Origin of the sequence: Kordiimonas aquimaris (genome assembly GCF_025574485.1) — a bacterium.
Taxonomy (GTDB): Bacteria; Pseudomonadota; Alphaproteobacteria; order Sphingomonadales; family Kordiimonadaceae; genus Kordiimonas; species Kordiimonas aquimaris.
Genome location: NZ_JAOBPO010000002.1, coordinates 450314 through 475169 on the forward strand (window position 1 = coordinate 450314; position 24856 = coordinate 475169).

28 protein-coding genes are annotated in these 24856 nt (G+C 47.1%); 16 read left to right on the forward strand and 12 right to left on the reverse strand.

From position 1 onward, the window contains the following. The first annotated feature begins 199 nt into the window (after nt 1-199). The 5 genes from OEU88_RS07860 (at nt 200) to OEU88_RS07880 (ending at nt 5121) form a co-directional block, all read left to right on the forward strand. Nucleotides 200-1510 carry a metal-dependent hydrolase family protein gene (locus tag OEU88_RS07860; protein WP_262694599.1) on the forward strand — a complete coding sequence of 437 codons (1311 nt, stop codon included), beginning with the start codon at nt 200-202 and terminating at the stop codon, nt 1508-1510. A gap of 72 nt (nt 1511-1582) precedes the next feature. After that, nucleotides 1583-2212, forward strand: coding sequence for a hypothetical protein (locus OEU88_RS07865; protein ID WP_262694600.1), 630 nt, complete (start codon nt 1583-1585; stop codon nt 2210-2212). After that, nucleotides 2199-2801 (forward strand): hypothetical protein, encoded by a 603-nt coding sequence (locus tag OEU88_RS07870; RefSeq protein WP_262694601.1) that lies wholly within the window; start codon nt 2199-2201, stop codon nt 2799-2801. The genes OEU88_RS07865 and OEU88_RS07870 overlap by 14 nt, the downstream gene beginning before the upstream one ends. 189 nt (nt 2802-2990) lie before the next feature. Continuing rightward, on the forward strand, nt 2991-3614 hold the full coding sequence (locus OEU88_RS07875; RefSeq protein WP_262694602.1) for a hypothetical protein: 624 nt from the start codon (nt 2991-2993) through the stop codon (nt 3612-3614). Nucleotides 3615-3720: 106 nt separating this feature from the next. Beyond that, a complete protein-coding gene (locus tag OEU88_RS07880; RefSeq protein ID WP_262694603.1) occupies nt 3721-5121 on the forward strand; it encodes an MATE family efflux transporter in 1401 nt (466 codons plus the stop codon). Nucleotides 5122-5145: 24 nt separating this feature from the next. Here OEU88_RS07880 and ychF read toward each other — a convergent pair whose 3' ends face one another. The 3 genes from ychF to OEU88_RS07895 all read right to left on the reverse strand — a co-directional run bounded on the left by ychF (nt 5146) and on the right by OEU88_RS07895 (nt 7727). Then, a complete protein-coding gene (ychF, locus tag OEU88_RS07885; protein ID WP_262694604.1) occupies nt 5146-6249 on the reverse strand; it encodes a redox-regulated ATPase YchF in 1104 nt (367 codons plus the stop codon). Further along, complete coding sequence (pth, locus tag OEU88_RS07890) at nt 6249-6968, reverse strand: aminoacyl-tRNA hydrolase (RefSeq protein ID WP_262694605.1); 720 nt, start codon at nt 6966-6968, stop codon at nt 6249-6251. The genes ychF and pth overlap by 1 nt, the downstream gene beginning before the upstream one ends. A gap of 93 nt (nt 6969-7061) precedes the next feature. Next, entirely contained in the window at nt 7062-7727 is a 666-nt protein-coding gene (locus OEU88_RS07895) for a 50S ribosomal protein L25/general stress protein Ctc (RefSeq protein ID WP_262694606.1), read from the reverse strand. A 384-nt stretch (nt 7728-8111) separates the two neighbouring features. On the opposite strand from OEU88_RS07895, the gene OEU88_RS07900 reads away from it, so the two are divergent. Continuing rightward, nucleotides 8112-8774 carry a hypothetical protein gene (locus OEU88_RS07900; RefSeq protein ID WP_262694607.1) on the forward strand — a complete coding sequence of 221 codons (663 nt, stop codon included), beginning with the start codon at nt 8112-8114 and terminating at the stop codon, nt 8772-8774. Between the two features lie 227 nt (nt 8775-9001). Here OEU88_RS07900 and OEU88_RS07905 read toward each other — a convergent pair whose 3' ends face one another. Then, entirely contained in the window at nt 9002-9316 is a 315-nt protein-coding gene (locus OEU88_RS07905) for a hypothetical protein (protein WP_262694608.1), read from the reverse strand. A 41-nt stretch (nt 9317-9357) separates the two neighbouring features. Beyond that, nucleotides 9358-9873, reverse strand: a complete 516-nt coding sequence (locus tag OEU88_RS07910) for a hypothetical protein (RefSeq protein ID WP_262694609.1) — start codon at nt 9871-9873, stop codon at nt 9358-9360. Nucleotides 9874-10612: 739 nt separating this feature from the next. Here OEU88_RS07910 and OEU88_RS07915 point away from each other — a divergent pair. The 3 genes from OEU88_RS07915 to OEU88_RS07925 all read left to right on the forward strand — a co-directional run bounded on the left by OEU88_RS07915 (nt 10613) and on the right by OEU88_RS07925 (nt 12070). Next, on the forward strand, nt 10613-11320 hold the full coding sequence (locus OEU88_RS07915; RefSeq protein WP_262694610.1) for a CPBP family intramembrane glutamic endopeptidase: 708 nt from the start codon (nt 10613-10615) through the stop codon (nt 11318-11320). A 174-nt stretch (nt 11321-11494) separates the two neighbouring features. Further along, on the forward strand, nt 11495-11884 hold the full coding sequence (locus OEU88_RS07920; RefSeq protein WP_262694611.1) for a VOC family protein: 390 nt from the start codon (nt 11495-11497) through the stop codon (nt 11882-11884). 21 nt (nt 11885-11905) lie between these two features. Beyond that, entirely contained in the window at nt 11906-12070 is a 165-nt protein-coding gene (locus tag OEU88_RS07925; protein ID WP_262694612.1) for a hypothetical protein, read from the forward strand. Between the two features lie 79 nt (nt 12071-12149). Here OEU88_RS07925 and OEU88_RS07930 read toward each other — a convergent pair whose 3' ends face one another. Continuing rightward, complete coding sequence (locus OEU88_RS07930) at nt 12150-13082, reverse strand: ribose-phosphate pyrophosphokinase (protein ID WP_394805245.1); 933 nt, start codon at nt 13080-13082, stop codon at nt 12150-12152. A 235-nt stretch (nt 13083-13317) separates the two neighbouring features. Here OEU88_RS07930 and OEU88_RS07935 point away from each other — a divergent pair, with 235 nt between their 5' ends. Continuing rightward, entirely contained in the window at nt 13318-14817 is a 1500-nt protein-coding gene (locus tag OEU88_RS07935) for an amidohydrolase family protein (protein WP_262694614.1), read from the forward strand. Here OEU88_RS07935 and pgeF read toward each other — a convergent pair. Then, nucleotides 14814-15581 carry a peptidoglycan editing factor PgeF gene (gene pgeF / locus OEU88_RS07940; RefSeq protein WP_262694615.1) on the reverse strand — a complete coding sequence of 256 codons (768 nt, stop codon included), beginning with the start codon at nt 15579-15581 and terminating at the stop codon, nt 14814-14816. The genes OEU88_RS07935 and pgeF overlap by 4 nt on opposite strands. A 174-nt stretch (nt 15582-15755) precedes the next feature. Between pgeF and OEU88_RS07945 the strand changes: the two genes are divergently transcribed. Beyond that, the gene (locus OEU88_RS07945; protein ID WP_262694616.1) at nt 15756-16316 is read left to right on the forward strand and encodes a PAS domain-containing protein; all 561 of its coding nucleotides are present in this window, start codon (nt 15756-15758) and stop codon (nt 16314-16316) included. A gap of 35 nt (nt 16317-16351) precedes the next feature. Here the strand turns inward: OEU88_RS07945 and OEU88_RS07950 are convergent, their stop codons facing one another. Together OEU88_RS07950 and lgt are read right to left on the reverse strand one after the other, a co-directional pair. Further along, nucleotides 16352-17416 (reverse strand): class I SAM-dependent methyltransferase, encoded by a 1065-nt coding sequence (locus OEU88_RS07950; protein ID WP_262694617.1) that lies wholly within the window; start codon nt 17414-17416, stop codon nt 16352-16354. Between the two features lie 10 nt (nt 17417-17426). Further along, nucleotides 17427-18254, reverse strand: a complete 828-nt coding sequence (gene lgt, locus OEU88_RS07955) for a prolipoprotein diacylglyceryl transferase (RefSeq protein ID WP_262694618.1) — start codon at nt 18252-18254, stop codon at nt 17427-17429. 318 nt (nt 18255-18572) lie between these two features. On the opposite strand from lgt, the gene OEU88_RS07960 reads away from it, so the two are divergent. The 5 genes from OEU88_RS07960 (at nt 18573) to OEU88_RS07980 (ending at nt 22637) form a co-directional block, all read left to right on the forward strand. Beyond that, nucleotides 18573-18815 carry an accessory factor UbiK family protein gene (locus tag OEU88_RS07960; RefSeq protein ID WP_262694619.1) on the forward strand — a complete coding sequence of 81 codons (243 nt, stop codon included), beginning with the start codon at nt 18573-18575 and terminating at the stop codon, nt 18813-18815. A gap of 318 nt (nt 18816-19133) precedes the next feature. Then, nucleotides 19134-19646: a type III secretion system chaperone family protein gene (locus tag OEU88_RS07965; protein ID WP_262694620.1), complete on the forward strand. Its 513-nt coding sequence runs from the start codon at nt 19134-19136 to the stop codon at nt 19644-19646. Nucleotides 19647-19761: 115 nt separating this feature from the next. Beyond that, nucleotides 19762-20601, forward strand: a complete 840-nt coding sequence (gene proC / locus OEU88_RS07970; protein WP_262694621.1) for a pyrroline-5-carboxylate reductase — start codon at nt 19762-19764, stop codon at nt 20599-20601. 105 nt (nt 20602-20706) lie between these two features. Continuing rightward, the gene (locus OEU88_RS07975) at nt 20707-21669 is read left to right on the forward strand and encodes a mechanosensitive ion channel family protein (RefSeq protein WP_262694622.1); all 963 of its coding nucleotides are present in this window, start codon (nt 20707-20709) and stop codon (nt 21667-21669) included. Next, the gene (locus OEU88_RS07980; RefSeq protein WP_262694623.1) at nt 21666-22637 is read left to right on the forward strand and encodes a zinc transporter ZntB; all 972 of its coding nucleotides are present in this window, start codon (nt 21666-21668) and stop codon (nt 22635-22637) included. The genes OEU88_RS07975 and OEU88_RS07980 overlap by 4 nt, the downstream gene beginning before the upstream one ends. A gap of 46 nt (nt 22638-22683) precedes the next feature. Here OEU88_RS07980 and OEU88_RS07985 read toward each other — a convergent pair whose 3' ends face one another. The 3 genes from OEU88_RS07985 to OEU88_RS07995 are packed head-to-tail and all read right to left on the reverse strand — an operon-like array spanning nt 22684 to nt 24803. Beyond that, a complete protein-coding gene (locus OEU88_RS07985; RefSeq protein ID WP_262694624.1) occupies nt 22684-23649 on the reverse strand; it encodes a pyridoxamine 5'-phosphate oxidase family protein in 966 nt (321 codons plus the stop codon). A gap of 20 nt (nt 23650-23669) precedes the next feature. Then, complete coding sequence (locus OEU88_RS07990) at nt 23670-24317, reverse strand: glutathione S-transferase family protein (RefSeq protein WP_262694625.1); 648 nt, start codon at nt 24315-24317, stop codon at nt 23670-23672. A 21-nt stretch (nt 24318-24338) separates the two neighbouring features. Continuing rightward, nucleotides 24339-24803, reverse strand: coding sequence for a nuclear transport factor 2 family protein (locus tag OEU88_RS07995; protein WP_262694626.1), 465 nt, complete (start codon nt 24801-24803; stop codon nt 24339-24341). Between the last annotated feature and the right edge of the window lie 53 nt (nt 24804-24856).

Consider the following 24856-nt stretch of genomic DNA (forward strand, 5'->3'; position numbering starts at 1 on the left):
TTGTTTGACATTTCCGCCGGCTATGCCACACTCATTTATACAAAGGTTGTTTGTTTGGGAAAACAGCCTTGAGAGTAGTCTCTGGGAGGTGGACGAGAACAACGCTGATCTCGTAGCTGCGAAAGCGCGGGGTCACATATTTGTTCACCACGGGGCTTGTCACAAAATCAGTATTTCAACTGATAACTGGGGAGTAAACATGAAACGAGTAACAAAATCAGTTGTTTCTACTGCAATATTTGCAGCAGTTGCAGCATTGGGGACGCTATCTGTGCAGGCGGCAGATCTGCGTGTTATTCATGCAGGCCAATTGCTTGCAACGCCGGGTGAAGCACCAAAGTCCGAGCAGACGGTTGTTATCGAGGACGGGCGTATTGTATCTGTGCACAATGGTTATCTTGCAGCCAGTGAGTTCGGTGATGACGCATCAGTTATTGATCTCAAAGATCAGTTTGTGATGCCTGGCATGATGGACATGCATGTTCATATTCAAATGGAGCTAGGCCCGCAAAACGATAGTGAAAAAGTACGTCTATCAAGTGCTGATATTGGTATGCAAAGTGTTGGCTTCGCGCGTAAATTATTGCACGCAGGTTTCACCACTGTGCGAGATATGGGTAATGAGTTCACACACTTGAACGCATTGCGCGACGGCGTTGAAAAGGGCTGGATTGAAGGCCCCCGCATAATTGCTGGTCGTATGATTGCAGCAACAGGCGGCCACGGCGATATTGACGGCATGCGTCACGATTTGTTGGAAAAGTATACATCGAGCACAATGTGTAACGGTGGTGACGATTGCTTGCGTGCTGTGCGAGAAGCGGTGAAGTACGGTGCTGATGTTATTAAAATTACGGCAACTGGTGGTGTGCTGTCTGATACAACGACAGGTACTGCTCAGCAAATGACTGATGCCGAAATGGGAACTATTGTTGAAACCGCGCATGGCTTGGGCCGCAAAGTGGCAGCGCACGCACATGCTGCTGGTGGTATTAATGCTGCATTGAGAGCTGGTGTTGACAGTATTGAGCACGGCACATATGCCGACGACGAGTCAATTCGTTTGTTCAAAGAAAATGGTTCATACCTTGTGCCGACCTTACTGGCAGGCGATACGGTTGTCCAAATGGCAAAAGCTGGTCAAATCAGCTCTGCTGCAATAAGTGCAAAAGCACTTCGTGTTGGCGCAGACCTTATTGAAAATTTTGGGAATGCGTATCGCGGTGGTGTGAAGATTGCTTTTGGTACAGACAGCGGTGTATCGAAGCATGGCATTAACGCACAGGAAGCCGTGTTAATGAACCAAGCTGGCATGCCGGAGATGGATGTGATCAAATCTGCAACGGTTGTTGCAGCTGATCTTGCAGGCATGAGTGACAGCCTTGGCACAATATCTGAGGGCAAGCATGCTGACATTATCGCCATGGATAAAAACCCACTTGATGACATTACGGCATTGACGGATGTAAGTTTTGTAATGAAGGCGGGTAACGTTTTTAAGAACGAATAAATGAAATAACCAGAGACCGGGTTTCCGGTCTCTGGTTGTCACAGTCGATATGATTGAGGGGCCAGTGCAAGAATGGAGTTCATAAAAGACACCAGATCTTTTTTCGGCGCCATTGCACTCCTTATTGTTGGCTTTCTAATTTCTCTTGCTAATGCATTTTATTTTTACCGTGATTACTTTGGTGATGACATTTTTATGTCTCACTGGTGGTGGGAAATCACGCTTAACTTCCAAATTTTATGTCTTGTTTTAATGTGGTATGCGCACAGCGATCGCATCATGATGGCAAGCGATGTTAAAAAACGGATGGTCATTATGCAATTTTGCACAGAGATGATCGCTGTGCTTGCACTTGCTGCCTTGTTAATTCTTGGCGCTTACGTTGATTGGTTCAGGCAACCCACCATAAGGCCCAACATAATAGCAGTGCACTATGTCTTCTCAGGTACATGGCTAATTACCACATGCTTGATCTTTCTTGCGCGAAGGTTCAGTAATACAGGTGAAAAGACACTGAATATAACCGTGCAGAAACTAATTTTGAAATTCTGGCCGGCTATCATTTTGTTTGCCTTGCTGGGTTTTGGTGCTTTGACAGATTATGATTTTGTCTATGTACTGACGCCGTTTTTTGGCTATCTTCAAGTCGCATTACCGTATTTGAGGCGGTCATTGAGGAGAGTGCCACATGAGCCTGCATGATGTTCGTTCATTGTTTGGCGCCATTGCACTGATCATTACAGGCATCATTTTGGCGACGATGCTTTATCAATATCTTAATGTTGTGGAGGGCGCGCTTAGTCGATCACGTCTTTGGTGGGAAATTGTTCTAAATGTACAAATTCTCAGTGCCGCAATGATGTGGTTTTGCTACAGCGATCGTATAGAAAATTCCACAGGCGCTGTTAAACGTCTGCAAATTATTCGGCTTTGGTTTACAATTGTTACAGTGCTGTTGCCCACTTTTTTCGGTGTTGCGGGTGTTGGGTTCAATTGGTTTGAGTATGAACCTTCACCATTGCTGATCTCTTTGTTTTGTGCAGCGGTGTTTTTATATTGGCTGCTCGGTTTGTGGGTTCATATGCGTGTGCAAAAGAAACGCAGCAACCCCAACAGGCCTGCATCCGGACTTTTTTATGCAGCCACTTATTCACCCATAATACTGTTGTTATTGATTTCTGTATTTGATGCGCCTCAGGGCGGTGTTTTCTGGCTGTATGCGATACCAGTGCTTACATACATACAAGGTGCCATGCCGTTTATTGTGAAGGCGTTTGGTCTACGTTCGTGAAATGACTGATGATGGCATTGATTTTTATCGGCTATAATAGATGTGTAGTGGTCAGGACACATCGATAGCGTGAAAAAACAAAGGCTTATTCTACTTTCAGTGCGAGGTTAATTCGTGTAGCTTGTATGATTATGTTTGCTGGTCTGGATAGCCGTTATGCTAAATAATGCTGAAAAGCATAGAAGGAGCTTGGTAATTCACGATGCGCGCGCTGTTATGGGTGTGCTTTCAAGGCTTATTGCTGGCGGCATACTCGCGCTGATGTTCGATCAGTATTTTGCATCGCAGGCAGCGGGAACTGCTTTTGTTAAATCACGTATTTGGTGGGAAATTGTCCTTAACCTGCAACTGCTCAGTGCCGGAATGATTTGGTATAGCTATAGTGATCGTGTGACACGTGAGCGAGGGCGCCTGCGCACGCTGCAAATGACCCGACTTTGGCTTTCTGTGTTTGCGTCATTGACACCGACATTGGTTGGGTTGGCGGCAGTATTCCAGGATTGGTTTGAAGTCTTGCCAGGTGTAGGCATCTTTGTTGTTATCCTTATTTTTGCGACAGTTCATTTGATTATAAGTTTATATGTTTACAGGCAGATAGAAGCGTACCGCATTTCGCCCAAGCCAACATATTCAAACCGTGAACGGCTGGTATTTTATGCGCCGACAATCATATTTATTAGCTGTGTTTCGATTGATTTAATCGTTGGTGCCAACACGTGGTTCATCATCATGCCGATCATGTTGTTTTCGCAGGGCTCGATGCCGTATGTTTTCGAAGCACTCGGTTTAAAGTCTGTTGAAAATTATGCATAACGTTCAGTGACTTTCTTCCTTTAAAAGCTTTCGCATCAACGTAAAAAGTGTATTGCTGTTCGAGTGATAGACACGCTTACAAAATATATAATGAAAATTTATCCTGATGGGCGATTTCAAAATGGATGAAGAGTTGCCGGTTGCGACCAAAAACCCCTATTTATCCGGTGCGATCCCACGGTTATACGTGAAAATGGCAACGCCGATCATCGTCATTATGTTGGTGAATGGCCTGTTCACTGTCGTTGACGCATTATTCTTAGGTATTTTTGTCGGTGCGGATGCGCTCACAGCCGTAACGTTAATGTTCCCTATGTTTATGCTAATTATTGCACTTTCAACATTGGTAGGTAACGGCATGGCAAGTGTCATAGCGCGCCAGTTAGGTGCTGATGACATTGACGGGGCAAATCAAACCTTGATGTCTGCTCATGTGCTGTCTGTTGTTATGAGCGGGCTTCTTATCATACTGTTTTTACTGTTTGGCAATGCATTGATCCTAAGCCTTGCCAACCAAGATATTGTTCTTGCGCAAATGGGGCATGATTACATTGCGTTACTTATCTATTTCTCGCCTATTACATTCATGCTGGGGCTGCAGAGTGACAGTCTGCGCAGCGAAGGAAAGAACCAGTTTCTGGCCGGTATTGCTGTTGGCTCAACATTGTTGAATGTGGCTCTGAATTATCTGTTGATCGCTGTTCTTGAATACGGTGTGTTCGGATCTGCTTTAGGTACTATTTTGGCACAAGGTATCTCGTCTGTTGTGGTGGTGTGGGCGCGGTTATCAGGTTTCACGCGGTTAAAGCTTTTAGCCAAGCTTGCCAATATAACAACCAGTTGGCGAGAGATGATTGCGCTTGGCATCCCCAGTTCACTGAATTTTATCGGTGTCAGCGTTATGTCAGCCGTTATTATTTCTGTGCTTCAAATATTTGCGGGTGACGCTTATGCCACAACTGTCGCCGCATACGGTATTATAACGCGTGTGTTTACTTTTGTTTACTTGCCGTTGCTTGGTTTCAACTTAGCAGCCCAAAGTATTGTTGGTAATAATATGGGCGCTAAAATGTATGGCCGCTCCAACAGCGCACTTAAAATTGCCTTGCTGGCTGCGTTTGTATACAGCGCGGTGATGCAACTCATTCTGTTTGTGGCAGCAGAACCCATAGGAGCGCTTTTCACTGAAGATACAATGGTGATTGCCGAAGTGGGGCGTATCTTACCTATCTTCACGCTTATGCTAGTGGCATTTGCGCAGCTTCTTATTCTGGCTGGTTACTTTCAGGCGTGTGGAGATGCAAAGCGTGCTGCTATCTTCGGCCTTGGTAAAACATATTTATTTACCATTCCCCTGACACTGATTTTGCCGCATTTCATGGCTGAACCAGGCATTTGGTATGCGTCACCGTTAAGCGAAGTAGCAATGGTGTGCGTTGCTATTTTTGTGCTGGTTGTGAATGCTCGGCGCACAGGTGCTGCCTATGGCTTGTTTATCAAACCATAGACGTGGTGGCTGCTAGGTTGTTGCCTAGTTCGCGAAGCGGAAGTGCAACACGTCACCATCAACGACAACATATTCTTTACCTTCAAGGCGCATCTTACCTGCGTCTTTGGCGCCTTGCTCACCGCTATTACCAACATACTCGTCATATGCGATTGTTTCAGCGCGGATAAAGCCTTTTTCAAAGTCCGTGTGGATCACACCAGCTGCTTGCGGTGCTTTTGTGCCGGTTGTAATGGTCCATGCCCGTGCTTCCTTGGGACCAACAGTGAAGTATGTCACAAGGTGCAATAAGTCATAACCTGCGCGAATAACGCGTGCGAGGCCCGTTTGACCGAGGCCGAGGCTCTCAAGAAATTCACCTTTTTCTTCTTCGTCATCCAGTTGGGCAATTTCAGCTTCCACTGCCGCTGAAATAACAACACACCCGGCGTCGACGCTTGCGGCCATTTTCTCAACCGTAGCTGAAAATTCATTGCCGGTTGCTGCGCTGTCTTCGTCAACATTGCAGATATAAAGAATGGGTTTAGAAGTTAGCAGTTGCAGCTCCTTGAAGGCGCGTGCTTCGTCTTCGTTATCAATACTGACCTTACGTGCCGGTATGCCTTCCTTAAGAAGCGGCAATACCTTGTCGATCATTTTCATGGTCAGAATGGCTTCTTTGTCACCGCCGCGTACCTTGCGCCCAAGACCGTGGATGCGTCCCTCTAAGCTGTCCTGATCAGCAAAAACAAGTTCAAGTTCAATGGTTTCTGCGTCCGAAACAGGGTCAACACGGCCATCCACATGGGTAATGTCATCATCTTCAAAGCAGCGCAGCACATGGCAGATGGCATCTGTTTCACGGATGTTAGCCAGAAACTGGTTGCCCAATCCTTCACCTTTCGACGCGCCGCGTACAAGACCGGCGATATCAACAAACGATAACTGCGTTGGCAGAATTGCTTTTGAGCTGGCAAGTTCAGCAAGCTTGAACAAGCGATCATCTGGCACAGGCACATTGCCGACATTGGGCTCAATGGTGCAGAAGGGATAGTTTTCTGCTGCAGCACTTGCCGTATTGGTAAGAGCATTAAATAGCGTTGATTTGCCAACGTTCGGTAGGCCAACGATGCCGCACTTGAATCCCATTATGAGTCACCTTTAATTTTATCTTTAAGCGCTTTGAGCGCAGCGGCCATTGGGCCGTCTGGTTGTTTCTTAATTGCTGCAGGTGCAGCAGATTGTTTTGTTTTTGCTTTCGCAGCTTTGGCGTCGCCGTTGGGGCGCTGCGGATTAATGCGCCGTGCAACTTCGGTCAGGAACCGTGCGCTATCGCCGTCTGCAATATATGCTGCTTCAGCCGCAACTGCGTTGATCATATCATCCAGCGCGCCGTGTTCGGCTTTGGCAAAATCACCCAACACATGGCCGTGTACTCGTGCCTTATCACCAGGGTGGCCAATACCAAGGCGCACCCGCATGAAGTCTGCGCCGATATGAGCGATCATGGAGCGGATGCCGTTATGGCCAGCAGCACCGCCGCCAACTTTGGCTTTCACTTTGCCAAAGGCAATATCAAGCTCGTCGTAAAAAACCACAATGTCTGCAGGGCTAAGTTTGAAGAAACGCATGGCTTCGCCAACAGCGCGGCCGCTTTCATTCATAAATGTTTGTGGTTTGATCAGAATAATCTTTTCACTGCCCAGCCGTCCTTCGTGGGTCAGAGACTGCCAGCGCTTTTTGCCTTCGTTAACGCCGGGCAAAAAATTATGGCGGCGCACGATCTCGTCCACCGCCATAAATCCGATGTTGTGCCGGTTGTTTTCATATTTGCTGCCCGGATTACCTAGACCAACAAAAAGTCGCATGAAAACCCCCTTGTTTGGGTGCAAGCCCCATTATGTGAGTGTTAAACTCAGGCACAGAAGCAAGACGGAGCGCGGGGCGCGCTCCGGTCGCTATTATTCTTCGGTGCTTTCGCCTTCAGCTGCTGCACCCTCTTCGCCTTCAGCGCCTTCAGCACCTTCTTCTTCGTCGTCGCCAGTACCAGCAGATTTCAGGCCGCTTGGTGCAACGATGGCAAGGATGGTGAAGTCACGGTCAGTAATTGCTGGTGTCGCGCCTTTAGGAAGCGTGATATCAGAAATTTTAACTGCGCCGTTAAGGTCAAGGTCAGAAATATCAACTTCGATATGCTCTGGAATTGCATCCGCAGGAACGTTCAATTCAACGTCGTGACGAGTGTGGTTGATCACACCGCCGCGCTTGATACCAGGTGCAACATCTTCACCAATAACATGCACAGGCACAGCCAGTGTAATCATTGTGCCTTTACCAAGGCGTAGGAAGTCAATGTGCATCGGAATGTCAGTTACCGGGTGCAGTTGCAGATCACGTGGCAGAACAGTTGTTTTCTTGCCACCAACTTTGATGTCGTATGTGTGTGACATGAAACCGCCACGGTTTAACAGACGAACAACTTCGTTGCGTTTGATCTGAATTGATTCAGGGTCTTTTTTATCACCGTAAATTACGGCAGGTACGAAGCCTTCGCGACGTGCTGCGCGGCTAGCTCCCTTGCCGATCCGCTCACGTGCTTCTGCTTCGATGGTGATGACGTCAGCCATTCACTTTCTCCAAACTTTGTGCGGTTAAATGGCTCATCCATTTACCGACCGTCTCTTCCTCCAGGGATGCAAGGACGGGTTGCCCATATGAGCGATCTCATACGAGTCGGCGGGGTTTAGCCCGAATATGACGGAAATGCAAGGTTTTTGCGCTTGTTCTCACTGCTTTTTAAGTGTGTCAGTAAACAACGAATTTTATGTACGCATGTTCATAGCGAAACCTGCATGGCAAAGCACTCCCAAACTGTTGCTTTGACGTGGTAGATAGCCATATCATATTAAACTTTGGTTTATGTATCTGTTCATAGTTGGTTCAGGTAGAAACTATTATGTGTAAAAGCTATAAAGAGCGGGATAGGCGCTGTGATCTCAAGGAGAGGCCCAATGAAGATGATAAAATTTATGATGGTTGCTGCCACTGCGTTGCCAATGATGCTGGCTGTGCCGGCGTCTGCCGATGTGGAAGTGGTGTTTAGTGAGCAAATCGAAGGCGACATGGACCGCCTGAACCAGCTTGAGGTGCGTCGCGAGGAATTTTTCCGCAAGTACCGTCAGGAAGGGTCGCGGCGTTTTCGCCCGGGCCGTGCTGATCAGGTGTATTTCAAGAACGTTAAGTTCGCGCATGAAAAGCTGATCCCCGAAGTGGATGATTATTCCGTTCAGGCGCTGGCAAATGCCATGGTGGCATATAACCTCTCGAAAATTGAGAGCCATAACCCTGCGCACACGCTGCGTGTTGAAATTGATGATTTCAATGTCAGCAATTATTCACTGGCGCGATACTCTCAAGGGCCGACACGGATGAAAGGCACCATGAGCATTATTGACGCAAATGGCAGGGTGGTGCGCAGCGAGCGGGTTGTAACCGCGCTGTTGCCAAAGTTTTCCAGCGTGATCCGTTATGACGGCGAAGAATACGCATACCTGCGTGACATGATGAATGTGCGCGTTGGGCCAATGCTGGCATCCTTCCTTGAGAAGGGTATGGAAGACCTGTATCCGGACGCAGATGTGCCGGGCCCAATCTTTCTGCGCCGCCGGAACTAAACAGGCATCAGGCACATGGATAAACTTTGGGCGATCAAAGGCTTCAGCTTCGGCTTAGGCCTTTGATCATTGTTCACGCGGACTTGCAAAAGCGCTTGAGGAAACCTTCGATTCCAATGTTTCTGACGCATAAGACTTCGAGTGGAGACAATTCGTCTGAACTTGTAGACTATTAGTTTTTTTAACTATTTCTTTGCCGGTTCTTGATTTTGAGCATCGAGAGCATTTTATATAAGCATATTTCTTATGGATTTGTCTGTTTGTGCATCAGTAGGTATGCTTGTGAATGCGCCCCCCCAAACTTGGTAGGATACTTCAGACAAGTATGTCTGTTTTTGTTTATCTTCAACAATTTGCCATAACCTACCAGTATGAGTATCTAGCATGTATTGGTCTCGCCTGAATCTTGATATTTGACCGAACACAAAGCGACCATTTTGGCTTTTTAATATTTGATTGTCATGAGTTTCTACCTCGCTTTGGGCAAGGGCGTGTGCGGTGCCTATGCTAAACACGACAGTTAACAGCATTAATAATCTCATTATAGTGTCTCCCATGTGACTTATTTCTTAATTGATTGAGATTATGTGAAACGTTTTCTCAGCGATGCTCCATCTTCAACGATGGATTTGTACTTATCACCAAGAATGGAGGTGTATTTTATACGCAAGTTGAAATCATACATTTGTTCTATAACCTCAATAAACCTCTTATCTTCGGCTACTGGAAAATCCATGTTTAATAAGACGAGTGTATCACCAGCTATTATGGCTTCTCTAGTTCCATCCATGTCAAAAAAATCTATAATTGACCCTTTTCTTCCTACAAGAACTTGTTCAGCCATAGCTTTGAATGTTGTTTCTTTTTTGGCCTTAGTGAGTATGGAAGAAGTTATAATAGCTGGCCCCAATCCCAGATTCGTTACTGTAATTTCAATGGACGCACGATTACTCTCAACTTTATTTTGATAATTTAAGTGTATCTTTAACAGAGGTCTAACCGCACCTCTGTCATGCCGCCTCTGCCAGAAAGCTTGCAGCATCGTTAGAGTTAACGCACAAACAGCAACAAGCAGAGTTAACCAGTCTCCTATATCCATGCCCCAATACACTAGTTTAATCTCCTTGGTGGTTTATTTAAGGGTCCTATTCCCCCAAAGTATATAGGAAAGATCAAAGCCAATACTCAGCAGGCGCAACCATAGCTCTCCGCGAGTAAATGACTTTGCTAATCCATTACGTGATAGCCTCATAGCAGCCATTTTTTGCGGGCTAATGATCTTCATGGATTTGAAAGTATTCCCAGACCACTTCTCATAGGAGTCAATTTCTTCACATAAGCGTTCAAACTGTGTGGTTTTATTCAACTAGTGAAAAACCATGTATGTGGACTGACAGTTTGAAATGATAACCTCAACAGCATCCGCCTCTAGTTTATCAACGATTAGTTCGTATTTTTTCTTAACTTCCTAAGTAATGGGTAAATATCGGTGTTAGTTTTCAGGCGCATTAATCAACCACTGCCAAATATTTGATTGCGACGTAGTTGGAAAGGAGAACGGAGTAATAGCTACGAGAATAAGAAAATGCATTTGATTAGCTCTATAAAATTCTGCTTACACAACTATTTCGCGTTATTATTACACTTTATGCGAAAATGTCAATGTGACGGCTATCATAGCCGTGCGTTCAATAAATGAATATGCATGAAACTTTGATTTTAACTTACCAAAGCGGATTGAAAAACCGCGTTGAGTTTCCTACATTTCTTGCACAACAAGTGGCAAAAAATTGCCCGTATATAATGAGTGGCAGGTCACTGTCCGACGTGAGGAAAAAATGAATAATAACACTTCTGCTGAAACGGGCAAACCCCGTTCGCTTAACTGGCGCGCATTCGGCGACGCCGCGCTCATCATCATTGTACTTGTGGCGGTAAAGCAGTTCTTTCTGCTGTACACCATCAAATATGCTGGCCCCATTTCCACGTTCACCGCGATGGCCTTTGCCACATGGCGGTTGCGTGCCGCGGGCATGTCATGGGCTGAGCTGGGGTTCAGGAAGCCCGACAATATTCTGAAAACATTACTGCTGTCTGGCGGTGTGTTCGCCGCTATTGTGCTGGCCGGCGCCGTAGGTAGCGAGATTGCCGAGCTCTTTTTTGACAGGGCCTATGTCGCTGATCGCTTCGGCGACCTTAAGGGTGATGTGCCCATGTTTGCCGTCTGGCTTGTACTGATCTGGACACATGGTTCGTTTTTTGAAGAGATGCTGTTTCGTGCTTTTATCATCAACCGTTTTGAAAGCTTTTTAGGCGGTGAAATGTGGGCAACCGCCTTGTCTGTTGCGCTGGCAGCAGTGTTTTTCGGGTACAGGCATGCCTATTACCAAGGCCCGTTCGGGTTTGTTGTGACAGGTGTTATTGGTTTGATGCTGGGCATCATTTATGTGTGGTTTGGCAAGAACAACCTGTGGCCGCAGATTTTGGCGCATGGCTATATGAACACAATCAGTTTTACTATGCGGTTTCTTGGTTTGCGTGCTTGATTATCAAAGCTTTCAGTCCGGTTCTTTATCTGTATGTGCAGCTAGAGTACTGCCTGCTGGTATTGTTTGATTTGACTCAAGCTTAAGCCGTTTCCTACCTTTATTGCTGAGGCGCGGCTTAAGCTGTATCTTTATCTGGGTCGAATTCGCGTAATTCAACGGCGGAGAAACGCAATGATAAAAGGGCTATTCAGAGTTATTCTTCCAGTGGCGTGCATTGATAAAGCAAGTGCGTTTTACAGTGCCATGTTTGATGAGCCTGGTGAGCGTGTGTCACCGGGCAGGCACTATTTCCAGTGTGGCGGTACTGTTCTCGCGCTTTATGACCCGAAGGCTGACGGCGACGAAATTGGAGCCGGTTGGTCAATGCATGAAAACCAGTATTTTTATTTTTCGGTCAGTGATCTGGAGAGCATCTTTGAGCGCGCTAAAGATGCCGGTGCAGACATTCAGGGTGATATAGAGGCAATGCCATGGGGGGAGCGCTTGTTTTATGCGAACGATCCTTTTGGAAACCCGATTTGCTTCGTTGATGAAGAAACTTTGTTTATGGGGACGGCTTAGGCGGCTTGATACAGCAAGCCAGTGACGCAGCGCCATAATGATTTTGATGGCCCAGGCCACCCGTTTGCTAATTCACGCTTGCCGTTTCTTCTAGCGACCTTCATCGAAAAAGGTATGAACAAAGTTTATGAAAACCAAACCATGCCGCAAGTTGCATTAGCAAGATTTGTTAAAAACGGCGATTAGATTTGCACTCACATTTGGTGTGAAACGAAAAGGCCTTCCGAATTGGAAGGCCTTTTTATATCCGTGTAGCAATTAAGCTTTAATCAAACAGGCTGGAAACGCTTGTTTCGTGCGCGATACGGTTCATCGCTTCAGCCAATAACGGCGCAACCGTCACAGCGCGAATTTTCTTGCTGTTTCTCGCTTCTTCCGTTGGGCGAATACTGTCTGTGATAACCAGCTCGTCCATGACACCGTTGTTGATGCGCTCATAGGCCGGGCCGGACAGAACACCGTGTGCCACGTATGCGGATACTGACTTTGCACCAGCATCCATTAACGCCTGTGCAGCGTTGCACAGCGTGCCTGCGCTATCAACGATATCATCAACCAAAACGCAGTGTGTGCCAGCCACTTCACCAACGATGTGCATCACTTCAGATTCGCCAGCGCGTTCGCGGCGTTTATCGATGATAGCGATTGGTGCGCCCATACGCTTTGCGTAGGCACGGGCACGTACCACACCGCCAACATCAGGCGACACAATTGTCATCTCGCGACCAGCATATTTTTCTTTGAGGTCACGCACCAAGACAGGCATGGCGTACAAATTATCTGTCGGGATATCAAAGAAACCCTGAATTTGACCAGCGTGCAAGTCCATGGTCAACACGCGGTCAGCACCAGCGGTGGTGATCAGATTAGCGACAAGTTTTGCTGAAATAGGTGTGCGCGGCCCGGGCTTCCGGTCCTGACGGGCGTAGCCAAAGTATGGCAGAACAGCCGTAATGCGGCGTGCGGAGGCGCGGCGCAGTGCGTCAATGCACACTAGCAATTCCATCATGTGGTCATTGGCTGGATAATTGGTCGGTTGGATCAAAAATACATCTTCACCGCGGACATTTTCATGAATTTCAACGAAAACTTCTTTGTCAGAAAATGTTTTAACTGACGCCTTGGCAAGGGGCATATTCAAGTATGCACCAATCGCTTCTGCTAGTTCGGAGTTTGAATTCCCCGTCAGAATCTTCATGCCCATTGTGGCCTCCGTCGTGATGAAGATTTAACCCTTGTTCGGACCTTTAGCAGTGCTGATCAGGGCTGTAAAGACGGGGTGTATGATCTTTTGAAATTTTCTCATGATTTGTGCCGAATATTGTAAAGCGAAGGCCGCGTAAGCATATGTAACGTAACAAAATAAAGAAAGGTTACGACAGTTGAGGAAATTTACACTTGGAGCGCTCAAGATATTGGGCGCGGCTACTCTCATGTTAATTGTTTGGTTTGCCACAGCTGTTTTGTGGCCAGTGGATGCGCCTGTGCCAAATGTGCGTGCAGCGCAAATGCTGATCACCAACGTTAATGTTGTTGATGTGGAAACCGGCAACGTCATCAATGATCAGCAGATTCTGATTAAAGATGGAGATATCGTATTTGTCGGTGATCGTGCTGCGGTCAGTGATATTCCGACTTTTGACGGCAGGGGGCGATACGCTGTGCCTGGATTGTTTGATATGCATGCCCACAGCATAAAAATGTCGCCAATGCTAACACATCCACTGTTTATTGCTTCAGGCGTAACAGCGATCCGCGACATTAATGGTTGTATGGGTATTGATGATCCGTGGGTTGCTTGTGCGGATGAAAAACGTGCATGGAATGCAGCTGTTAAAAATGCTGAAATCGTTGGGCCCCGCTATGATCAAGTAACCAGCCTCGCCATAAACGGTGGCAGCGAAATACCAGACGATCTGGACCCAAGCCTTGGCGGGGCAACGCCTGAAGGTGCTGTTGCCCGTGTGGCCTATGATAAAGCGCGCGGTATTGATTATTTGAAATCATATACACAGCTGCCGCGCGACAGTTACTTTGCCCTGACTAAGGCTGCCCATGAAAACGATATGTATGTGGCAGGGCATTTGCCTATAGCCGTTAGCGGCTTCGAGGCAGTTGAAGCTGGTCAACGCAGCTTCGAGCATGCGTTGCTGTTTGTTTTTGAATGCTATCCGGATATGAGTGACTTGCGTGGTCTGGATGATTTCTTTGCGCATTATACATATGAAACACGTTTGAAGATGATTGCGGAGCATGACAAGGAAAAGTGCGCAGATTTGATGAAGGTGATGGCTGATGCAGGCACAGCCTACGTGCCAACACATACCACGCGTAAGCTTGATGCGTTTGCACTTGATCCTGCATACCGAAATGACCCGCGTTTGAAATATATCCCTGCACCGCTGCGCATGCTTTGGCTGAATGATGCGGACAATATGGCGCGCAAGGCAGGTAACGGTGGCCAGGAAAGCTATATGGCAATATACCGCTTTGGCCTTGAACAAACCGGCATCGCACACCGTGCTGGAGTAACGGTACTGGCTGGCACCGATGCACCAGACAGTTTTGCTTTTCCCGGTTTGGGCTTGGCAGATGAGCTGGAGCACCTTGTTGAAGCAGGTCTTTCGCCATTTGATGCGCTGCAAAGTGCGACGATCAAACCCGCGGCATTTCTTGGTTTGCACGGTAGGGCTGGGGTTATAAAATCAGGTGCGCGCGCAGATATTGTGTTGCTTGATGCTAATCCCCTTGAAGACATAAAGGCTGTACGATCAATTGATACAGTTATTCTGGCGGGTCATGTATACGACCGTGAAGACCTTGATGGCCTACTGAACGGCGTCGAACAAGTAGCAAGCGCATGGTATATGTGGCCCAAGTTTATTTGGCAGGCACTCAACAGCCCAATCATGCGGAAACAGTTCGCAGATTAGGGCGCTAACATTATTCCTGATAACTGTCGGCCATAATCTGGCTCGTGACGATGGGTGGTGCGCCGATAGGAGAAATGTGCTTCGCTTCTATATGTATCGATACCTGCATTAGCGACAGAGGCGACCTGAGCGTTTTCAAGTCGGTAGGCAACAAATGCTGGCAGATTAAACTGACAGTGTCCGGGATTGTTGCCAGCGGCAAAAAACTGTTCATAAGTTACCTCGTGCGATAAAAAATTATCGCGGAACGCTGCGCTAACTTCATAGCTGTTCTGCTGTATTGTCGGACCAATCATTGCCGTTATGTTTTCGCGGTTGGCGCCAAGTTGTTCCATTTTAGCGATAGTGTTTTCCAATATACCGCATAGTGCGCCTTTCCAGCCTGCGTGTGCGGCGCCAATAACGGCGGCCTTCGGGTCGGCAAATAATACAGGTGTACAGTCCGCTGTGAGAATGCCGAGTATAATGCCGTGTTTGCGCGTGACCATACCATCTGCTTTTGGTCGGTTATTGCCCCAGTCATCGATGACTTCACATACATTGTTGCCGTGAACCTGATAGCAACTCACCAATGGTGTGCTTTTGCTACCAGAGACCAGTTCGGACGCCGTCTTCCGGTTTGTCTCAATGTTTTCAGGGGCGTCATTGGAGCCAGGCCCGCAGTTTAGGCCTTTATATATGCCTGATGACACACCGCCATCGCGCGCCAGAAAACCATAAGATACGCCGTCAAAGGCGTTGTTGTTGATAAGGTGTGAAATCATATTTCTCTATTTTGCCAAGCTTCGCTGCATAATGAAATCTAAATAACGAAATTTTCATTATTTTAGCCTTAGATCATTTTTCTGGTCTTAAAACAGTTAGGCTTGACCTCGTAATGCCTGTTAGAAAGCTGCGGTATAAATGTTTAATACTACAACTAATATTTTGAATGGCTCATGAGTAAAGATTTCGACAGCATTATCGAGCGTGAGCTTTTTCCGGACTTTATAGCTGCGTGGCAGGCAGCCCGTAAAGGCAATGCTGTGCCTTTGCGCTCGGATATTAGGTTACAGGAATTTGCCAAATTTGCGGATAGCCTCCAAATATATGAGTTAAAGAGTCGCCTTGATTTACGGTGCCGTTTGATGGGTAGCCGGGTGTCTGAGCGCGTACAGCAGGTTGGACTTGAAGATAATCTGTTTGATTTCTTCGGTGAAGCATCGAAAAAAGTTGGCGAAAAATGGTGGAATGGCATGGCATCGGCCCCATGTGGCGGCATAATGTGCTTTTCAACGCATTACTCGAGTGGCGCCAGAAAAGAAGTGCCATCACTTGTTTTACCCATGACAGGTTCTGATGGAGGCGTTCTGTTTCTTGCATTTAATCAATTGCCAAGAAAGCTTGATCAGAGAGAACCACGCGAGAAACTGACAATTGCGGACGATGTTTTTGAAGGTAAATTCATCGATATTGGCTTTGGTCTGCCTGAAGGTATTGAAAATCCTGTTCGCCTCTAAAAAATCAATCGCATGAAGTAACTGGCCAGTAGTAGTTAAAGTCCAGGTGGTGCAGGGAGGTCAGCGTTCTGTATTGCCAATACCTTGAAAAGTGTTCCCATCTGATCATTAGACGTTAGCCGTTTTAGTTCAGATAGAATGCGTTCCTGCGAACCTGGCGTATCATCTTGTGATAAGACCTGCGCACGTGCGCCCAACCCTATTGCCATAAGGAACATGCCTTGCGTTGCTGGTCCGTATACTTTTGCCCCTATTTCCTTGGCTGCAGACTTTAGCTGATCAAATGCAACATGTGCTGTAAGGTCTGCCATGCCTGGTTCCAAAAACGGATCAACATAACTGTGTGATTTCATGGCCTGAAATGTGTCACCAGCGGCACTTTTACGGTACCCATAATCAATGATAAGGGCAGCGCCGCCGTGGTGTTTAAGGTAATCTGAAATATCACCTGCAATAGAAAGCGCGGCAGGGCATACTTCGGCTATGCTGCCATCTGAGCCAGCCTTTATTTCATCATTCACCATTGCAAATTGTGGTCCGCAAGGCGCAAGGCCGAACCCAAGCCTGCCTTTAACGGCGCACACCACACGCTCGTGCCACTGGCCATCCAGTTTTTCATATTGATGAATTGGCAAAGCATCGAAAAATTCGTTTGCAACAATCAGCACTGGTCCGGTAGGAATGTCAGAAAAGCGATCATGCCAAGATGCACAAGGAACAGCTTCGGCTTGCTTTGCTCTCAACTGTGTACTGGCTTCGACAAAGTGCACATCAATTGCATCCTGAAAATCATGGACTGCTGCAGTTGCACGGAGAATATCAGCCATCAATGTGCCGCGCCCCGGGCCAAGTTCAATCAGGTTAACGGATGTAGGCCTGCCCATGTTTATCCATCGGTCAGCGAGCCAAAGCCCAATCATCTCACCAAACATCTGGCTAACCTCTGGCGCGGTAATGAAGTCACCTTCGCGACCAAAAACGCGTTCGGTTTGGTAATAGCCATGCTGGGGGTGCATCAGACATGTTGCCATATAATCCGAAAGGCTTATCGGACCATCCGTATTGATGCGTTTCAGCAGGTGTTCATATAACGCGTTCATGTATTGATGCTCAGGCGTTGGCGCGCTTGGTTTGTAGTCCTCTGTATATCAGCCAACCAGCAAAGATAAACATTGGGAAGGTTAGCAGCTGGCCACGCGATAAGCCAATTTCCATCAGTCCTAGATGCGAGTCTGGTTCGCGCACAAATTCGACCAGAAAACGGGTAATGCCGTATCCAACAAAAAACAGACCTGCGATAACACCGGGTGCCTGCTTTGCAAGGCGGGTTTTGTGATACAGCAGGTGCAATATGATGAATAATATCAGGCCTTCACCCAACGCTTCATAAAGCTGACTTGGGTGGCGCGGCAACTGCAATCTGTCAGTCGGAAAAATCATGGCCCAGGACACATCAGTTGGGCGGCCCCAAAGCTCGCCATTGATGAAGTTTGCCAACCGACCTGCAAGTAAGCCAATAGGGCTGACAACAGCAACTATGTCACCAACTTTGAATAGATCGAGTTTGTGGCGATGCACATAAATGGCGAGTGCAATGACGACGCCGATCAAGCCACCATGAAAAGACATCCCGCCGTCCCACACGCGTATGATGCGCCCGGGATGATGCAGGTAGGCCTGAAAGTTATAGAATAAAACGTAACCCAGACGTCCGCCGACGATGATTGCCAACATGCCCCAGGTTATGAAATCATCAATATGGGTGGCAGATAGCGGTGCGCCAGGTTTTTCTGTCTCGCGTCTGATATACCACCATGCGAACATGATGCCGCCAATATACGCCATTGAATACCAGCGGATAGCAATCGGGCCGAGTGAAAAGATCACCGGGTCAATGTTGGGAAAACTGACAACGCCAGCGGCAATGAGTTCATTCACAGAGTTTATCCTTCTCGCCTGTTTTCCAGCATATTTAGCCAGATTGATGCATCATAAGTGATCTTCTTCACCTGTCCAGCGGTGTGTAGACATACACGTCATAATTATGAATGGAAGGCGTGGATCAGACCGAGCTTCAGTCCATCTTCGATAATGAGCAAGTGGTGATCGGTTAACTTAAAGCTGGTCAGGCCTTCATGGATGAAGGTATGCCTCATTGGCGAAGTGAGCTGCGACACTTCGCCCTTTTTCATGTGGGTTATTGCAATTTGATACGCTTTCGACCATATGAAGTGAACGAGTTAAAGGAGCAGCAGCATGCAAACGACAAATAAATTCATGGATGACATGGCAAAACTGGCAACGGGTGCTGTTGGTGCGGCGCACAGTGTTAAGGGCGAAATGGAAGGCATGTTTCAGGCTTGGCTTGATAAACAGCTTGCTGGTCTGGACCTTGTTAGCCGTGAGGAATTTGAAGTTGTTCGTGATATGGCTGAAAAAGCGCGTATGGAGAATGAAGACCTCCGCGCTGAAATCGATGCTCTCAAAGCCAAAAACTAATTTATAGCTCTTCGATAGAGAGAATTATTTTTAAATTCCCTATTTCTATGCTGTGCATGAGGTAAGAAAAATAACCGGCTGATTAGGCGGTGAAAATTCGGTCTCTTTATGTGATGCTTTAAAAAGTTTTCCACAGATAAATTTGAGTTGTCATCATTTCCTGCTTGCCAGCACGCTTTCGCTTTGGCACGCTACATATAGTGTTTAGTCTAATGAAAGGATCCAGATTTCGTGTATCTGGCAACTACAGACTAGGACAGCACCGGCGCAATCGTCTGCCGGGTTTAGTCCGGTAGGCCGTCTCAGAAGGGAAGCGAGATGACCACACTCAATACCGGCCACGAAGACATCCTGAATATTAATCCTGTTGATATGGCAGAAGAACTTGCGGGCGCTAATGATTGGACCGTTGAGCGGCACGATGATCATGAGCTTACGATGTTTATCTCTGGCCAGTATACAGATGTGCAGTTTCGCGTGTTTTGGCGAGAAGAATTTAAAACCCTTCAGTTTGCATGCATGTTTGATCTAAAGGTGCCGGAGGCTAAGCGCGGTGATGTGTATGAGGCCATTGGTTTGATCAATGAGCGTATGTGGATCGGTCATTTTGAATTTTGGGCTGAAGAAGGCGCGCTTCTGTACCGGCATGCAAGCCTTGCTAACGACCCGATGCTTGGCACAATTGGCGAGGATCATATTGTAACGATGATCGAAACAGCGCTTGGTGAATGTGAGCGATTTTATCCTGTGTTCCAGTTCGTGATGTGGGGCGGTCAAAAACCTGCTGAAGCGATTGAAAGTGCCATGCTGGAATGTGCTGGCAGTGCATAGTTTCTTAATTCTCGCGCTTCTACAGTGAGCTGCGATCAGTAAGCTATTGATATAAAGTTTCAGGCGGGGCTATGCTCCGCCTTTATTTTTGAGAAGGCAGGGCCAAGAGGTTGCTATGATGAATTTAAGCGAGTTTACACCGAATGCACCGCTGGTTCTTGTTGGTTGCGGCAATATGGGTGGAGCTTTGGCGCGTGGTTGGCTCGCAAGTGGCCTGTCCGCTGATGCGCTTGTAATAGTGGATCGCTTGTTTGAAGTCGAGAACTTGCCTGAGGCACGTGGCGCACGTGTTGTTGATAGCCTGGATGCGTTAGAAACGGGTCTTTTGGCGAAAGCAGTGTTGCTGGCAGTGAAGCCGCAAATTATCAATGATGTAATGCCAAGCCTCAGTCCGTTTATCAACAATAACACGCTTATCATTTCTGTGGCAGCCGGCGTGACGCTGGATCAAATGGCAAGAGGTGTTGGTGCGGACAAACAGTGTGCGCGTGTTATGCCAAATACGCCTGCAGCTGTTGCTGCAGGGGCATCAGGTATTGCTTGCAGTGAAAATGTTTCCTTGGCCAATATGGCTTTAACGAAAGCATTGATGGAAGCAGTTGGCCTTGCTGTTGTGCTTGAAAATGAGCAGCAAATTGATGCCGTTACAGCAACATCAGGCAGTGGCCCAGCGTATGTGTTTTATATGGTTGAGGCATTGGCCGCTGCGGGTGAAAAGCTGGGGCTTTCCCAAGAAGGCGCTGAAGCGTTGGCGCGGCAAACGATCATTGGAGCAGCCAAATTGCTTGAGGCTGATACAGGTACAAGCGCTGCAACACTTCGTGAAAGAGTAACGAGCCCGAAAGGCACAACAGAGGCAGCGCTGAAGGTATTGATGGGCGAAGGCGGCATGACCACTCTGTTAGAGCGCGCAACTGAGGCCGCCGCCAAACGCAGTAAGGAGTTGGCAGGATAAAGTTGAAACAAAAGGTGTGTTTGGGTTCAGTGTGCGGGGAAAAGGTCTTTGACAAGCTGAACGCAACTATACACACTCTCTTTATATTGCTGGAGTAACGAAATCATGAAAAGTATTTTCGTGAGCTTATTAAAGCCCAAAGCCTGGGTCGCCAAGCTTCTCATTCTTGCTTTCTTCATTGGTTTTTATGCGCTTGGGTTCATGGATTACCTTGACCCTATTCGTAAATTTCTAGACTCCGAGGAATTAGCCTTCAACTTGGCGGATAAGCGGTTTTCCGTATACATACTGTTGAACGGGGCGATAACGCTTGTATTGATTTTCTGGTTTGCCAGTATTGCGTCTGATTTTGCCGAAAAACGTATGGCGTCTTTCCGCCGTATTAAATCCAGCAATCGCGCTTTGATTGTTAAAACTATTCAGATATTGTTGTACTTTGTTGCGGCAACGGTCGGTTTAAATGTACTCGGTTTTGATCTGACTACGCTCAGTATATTTAGCGGCGCAGTTGGTATCGGTGTGGGCTTTGGGCTTCAGAAGATTGCTTCAAACTTTATTAGTGGCATTATTCTTCTTTTTGAAAAGTCGATTGAAGAAGAAGACCTTGTGGAGTTAAGCAATGGTACGGTGGGTTTTGTGCGGCGCACCGGCGCGCGGTATACGTTACTTGAAACACCTGATAGCCGTGAAGTTCTGGTCCCCAACGAAGACTTCGTTACAAATCATGTGACTAACTGGACCTATACTAACACGCAGGGCCGTATAGAATTTACTGTAGGCATATCATATGACTGTGATGTTGATCTTGCTATTGAGCTCGCCCTAAAGGCCGCAAGTAGCCATCCCCGCTGTATCGATAAGCCTGCGCCTGTTTGTTTTCTGCGCGAGTTTGGGGATAATTCTATAAATTTGTTACTGCAGTTTTGGATTGCTGATGTAACGCAGGGTCGATACGAGCCGCAAAGTGATGTGATGCGAACCTTATGGCGTTTATATAAGGAAAACGGCATTTCCATTCCTTACCCACAAAGAGATGTTCATATTGTTTCATCGGAGAAGGCAACATGAGCGACCATATTTTATTGTCATATGCCTTTGATGGTGCAGGTGGTGCAAAAGTTTTGGACAATGAGGAGGCAAGTAAAGCTGCCGCTGATGAACAGATTGCCTGGGTGCATTTGGATGCCAACCATCCTGATACCAAGGTTTGGCTTGATAGCGAAATTTCATATCTCGACCCTTTTATCGCAGAAGCATTGCTGGCTGAAGAAACAAGTCCGCGTATGACCCAAATTGGTGACGGTGCATTAATTATTTTACGCGGTGTAAACCTGAACGAGGACGCCAAACCTGAAGATATGGTTTCCATACGCATGTGGGTGGACAGCCACCGTATCATCAGTGTGCGCAAGCGAAAACTAAGGGCTGTACGTGATATTGAAGAAAAGCTGCGGGCAGGGCATGGACCTAAAAATGCTGCCGAGTTTGTTTGTATGCTCACGGCAAGTATGTTCAATAGATTTGAACCTGTACTTACCACCTTGGATGATGCGACAGATACCATCGAAGAAGAGGTCTTGGAGGACGCTTCCACCAATCAGCGAGAGCGCATTGTAGGTGTGCGCAAACAGGCGATTGTGTTTCGGCGTTACATGGCGCCGCAGCGTGATGCGATTATGCAGATGCATGGATCTGAATTAAGTTGGTTGACGGACAAAAGCCGCCGGCACTTGCAAGAAAGTTATAGTCGGGTGAAGCGCTATGTTGATGATTTAGACGCCATTCGAGAGCGGGCACAAATCGTCAAGGATGAGCTGGCCAATATTCTTGCTGATCGCCTTAACAAGAATATGTATGTGTTATCAGTCATTGCCGCTATTTTCTTGCCACTTGGTTTCCTGACTGGATTGCTCGGGATTAACATTGGCGGTATTCCTGGTTCAGAAAATGAAAATGCATTTCTGTTGTTCAGTGGTGGGCTGATCGTCCTCGTGGTTGCTCAAGTTGTGATTTTCAAGAAATTGAAATGGTTTTAATACTTGCACCAAAGACGGTAGCGAGATTGGCGCAAACATTGTCCAACTAATTTTGTTCGCCCCACACGCCAGTATTCTTGAGGTTTGGCCATGAATCGATGAATTCGCCCCTTAGTGGCAGGGCATTTGTAGCCATCACTATTTCATCTGGCTTCACATTAATAATGCGTTCTGCGCCCTTGAGCGAAGCAATGCGCGGATCATCCCAGCGGATTTCAGCCCAACCAGTGAGAAATAAAGTATTACCTGTCGCGAAATCAGGAAAGAATAGGCCCACACGTCCGTCTGCCTCGATGTTACCTAGTGTGTTAAAAAAGCGATTGCCTGAAAAATCAGGAAACGAGATGGAACCGTCCTGCTCTACTTTTACAAACCCTGTGCGTCCGCCGCGATGTGACACATCAACACCGCTTGTAGAATCTTTAGACATGTCAGGTGTGCGGGATGCAATGTAGAAAGTGTCTGAATCTTCGATAAATGCTGCGCCGTTTGCATTCAGTGTTTTGCTGCGCCGAATATCTAGCGACTTTGTATCAGTGTTTATACTCATGTTGTGCCGCTGGATATACTGTGGACAATTGCCAAAGCTTTGATCCACATGGATATGCAAGGCGTCGTTGGTGTTGCTATTAATATAACCGTTCATACGGTTACGACGGCGCGTTTCAAGCTCGATTCCAAGCAAACCAACCTTGCTGTCTTGCCCGGTATTTAAGTTAAGCTCATCTGCAAGGAGAGCACTTCCTTTAATAAGTAGAGAGTTTTCGTCAGGTGATGTGATGAAGCCTTGTTCGCCAAACGCGGCTGTTGCCCACGGCCTGCCTTGCTGGTCAGTAAGGCCCATCAGAATCATAGGTAATTGTTGATAAAACTCACGGTGCTGGTCGGGCATAAATGAACGAATGGCTTTGGTCGCATACTTTGCTACTTTTTCGCTTACACCAGCTTGCTGTTGCACTTTGAGCTCACCGTCATGAAAGACCGAAGCGATATGTGTGGTTTCGTTTTCCATCTGATTATCCTTGGTTTCAGCTATGCGGCGTTGGCAACGGTTGTTTTTTTCATGCCCACAAAGTGAGGCTGTGCTTCGATGCGGGAGAGCCATTTGCGAATATTTGGGTATGGTTCAAGGCTGACACCGCCTTCTGGTGCGTGTGCGATATATGTGTATGCCGATACGTCGGCAATTGTAATTTCATCGCCTGTGAGAAACTTCCGTGTGCCCAGCATGGGCTCCATAATACCAAAAAGGCTTACGGCCTTTTGTTTGGCCAGTTCGTGATCAAGCGTGGCACCGAAAACAGTTACAAGCCTTGCGGAACATGGGCCGGCGACAATTTCTCCAGCGGCAACAGATAGCCATCGCTGAACCTCTGCAACTGCGTGCGGCGTTTTAGGTAGCCAATTTGTATCTGCGCCGTATTTCTGAACAAGGTAAACAAGGATGGCATTTGAGTCGGAAAGGAGTGTGCCATTGTCATTGATTGCAGGCACCTGGCCGAATGCATTCTTTATCAAATAATCTGGTGCTTTATGCGCACCGTTTGCCATATCAAGGTCAACAGTTTCATAAGATAAGCCCAGTAAACTGAGCATCAATTCAACGCGGTGGCAGTGACCGGAAAGCGGATTGCGGTAAAGAATGATGGGTTTGTTGCTATTAGTAGGTTGCGTGTTCATTGGTGGGTTCTCTTTCGCGACTTAAAGACCTAATTCTGTGAGGCTAGGGTGGTCAGCAGGTCTTGTTCCTTGTGGCCAGTGAAATTTCCTGTCCGCTTCGGTGATTGCCAAATCATTAATGCTGGCATGCCGGTGCTTCATGAGACCGTTCTTGGAAAACTCCCAGTTTTCATTGCCGTAAGAGCGAAACCAGTTTCCTGCTGCATTGTGCCATTCGTATGCAAAACGTACTGCGATGCGATTGTCAGTGAAGGCCCAAAGTTCCTTAATTAGTCTGTATTCATGTTCACGTTGCCATTTAGCTGTGAGAAATGCTTCTACTGCAGTGCGGCCATTAATAAACGTGTCTCTATTCCGCCAAATTGTGTCCGGTGTGTATGCTAGTGCAACTTTTGACGGCTTGCGTGAATTCCAACCGTCTTCGGCGGCGCGCACTTTAAGTGCGGCGCTTTCTGCGGTGAATGGAGGAAAAGGTGGTCTGCTCATTTTCTATTCTCAATGTTATTTCAGTATTGCTGATTAAATATGTACCGATCGGT